The sequence below is a fragment of the uncultured Planktosalinus sp. genome (assembly GCF_963973675.1).
Lineage (GTDB): Bacteria > Bacteroidota > Bacteroidia > Flavobacteriales > Flavobacteriaceae > Planktosalinus.
On the sequence record NZ_CAXBAN010000451.1, the window covers coordinates 1 to 1,813 of the forward strand.

Genomic DNA, 1,813 nt, shown 5'->3' on the forward strand with positions numbered 1-1,813 from the left:
CTTTAATGTCATCTTTATACAAAAAATGTTCTCCTATTTTCGCAATTACTTCCCCATCAGGTTGCTTTTCAAACAACTGACAGGACACTAGTAAAAATAAAAATAGTACAGAGAGTTTAGTCATTGAGCCTTTTAACTGCTTTTTTATTGATTTTTACATTATATTTTTCTCGAAGTTCCTGCATCCATTGCTTTTCAAGATAATTTTGATAATCACTCATTACTTTGCCTCTTATTTCTTTGAGGGATTTATGGGTTTCAGGAATGATTTCATCAACTTTTAAAACGATGTATTGTGACGAATTCGTATTTTCTTTGCTAGTAATATCATAAACTTTTGAAACCCCTTCTTTAAACTCAAAATTACCAGGTAAAACAGAGTTATCAAACTCTAATGTTTCTTGTTTAAAAATCACATTGGTTTGATTTTCAGAGTTTATTGTGTTTTTAATTTCTTCCTCAGTTTTGTTTTTTTCCAACATGGATTTTATTTGAGAAGCATAACCAGAATTTGCTGTGGAAGCCATTAACGCTTTCACGCGCTTGTTCCATTTGTAATTATCTTTTTTGTTTTCATAAAAACGTTCAAGTCCCAGGCTATCTTCTTTTGATGGTTCCCATATATTATTCTGCATTAATTCAAAAATCAATAAGCCATCCCGATATTCAGCAATTAGATTAGCATATTCTGAGTTTTCCTGCTCCAGGTTAATTTTATAAAACTCGTTGAGTTTTTCTTCTTCAAACTCATCATAATAGGATGCCAATTGAAGTTCTTTTTGTTTATAAATCCGGGAAGATTTTTGACGCTTTTCGATGTAAACTGCAAAATCTGAAAAAGTATAAGTGACATCACCTATTTTAAAAATCGATTCCTTTAGCTTTGGATGGGCTTCGTTAAATTCCCATTTGCGTTTCAAAACACTATCAGTAACAAATGTATTGAAAAATGCAAGTGGATTTTCGTGCTTTTTAAAATTGTATTTTTGCTTGATGCGGTCATTTACAGTTTTTACAACTATTTTAGACCGGTCTGTATTTTTGATTCTTCTTAGAAGCTCATCTCTTTGCTCATCGAAAGATTCTTTAGGGTGTCGTTCTATAAGTTTAATGATGTGCCAACCAAAGTTTGTCTTGACAGGCTTTGAAATATCCCCGGTGTTTTTAAGTGCAAAGGCGGCAGTTTCAAATTCAGATGAATTAAGCCTTCCTGAACCAAAACGGTTTAGCTTACCACCGTTATTTTTACTGCCGGGGTCCTCAGAAAATTGCTTTGCAAGGTCGCCAAAATCTTCACCTTGATTAATTCTGTTTATTATTTCCTCTAATCTCTTTTTAGCTTCTTCATCTGTAACTTCATTTCTTGTTGAAATCATTATGTGAGCCACTGTAATTTCATTAGGCACAGTTCTTCTGTCATTAACTTTCAGAATGTGATAGCCATATTGTGTTCTCAAAATATCAGAAACTTCACCAACAGGGGTATTGTAGGCTACAGTTTCAAAAGGATAAACCATACCAAAACCTTTAAAATAGCCCAAGGCTCCAGCTCTTTCATCAGCTTTAGGCTCTTCTGAATAGGTCTTTGCCAGTGTTTCAAAATCTTCCCCGGCACGGGCCTTTTGCAAAATTTCAGCAATCTTGTTGTAGGCTTCCAGTGTGTCTATTGGAGTAGCATCAGGTGTTACCCTAATGAGAATGTGATTTGCGTTAACTTCTTCTAAAAGCCTGCCATAAGCCTCGCGAATGAGTTCTTCAGTAATTTCTTGTTCAAAAAGATAATTTTGAGAAAGTTGATTTTTATAGTTACTTA

Annotated in this window: 1 protein-coding gene; it reads right to left on the bottom strand. The window is 33.9% G+C overall.

What is annotated here, in order from left to right; genetic code table 11:
• Positions 1–116 precede the first annotated feature (116 nt).
• Positions 117–1,813: peptidylprolyl isomerase (locus AACY61_RS13220; RefSeq protein ID WP_339612049.1), on the bottom strand; the 1,697-nt coding region annotated here is incomplete at its 5' end.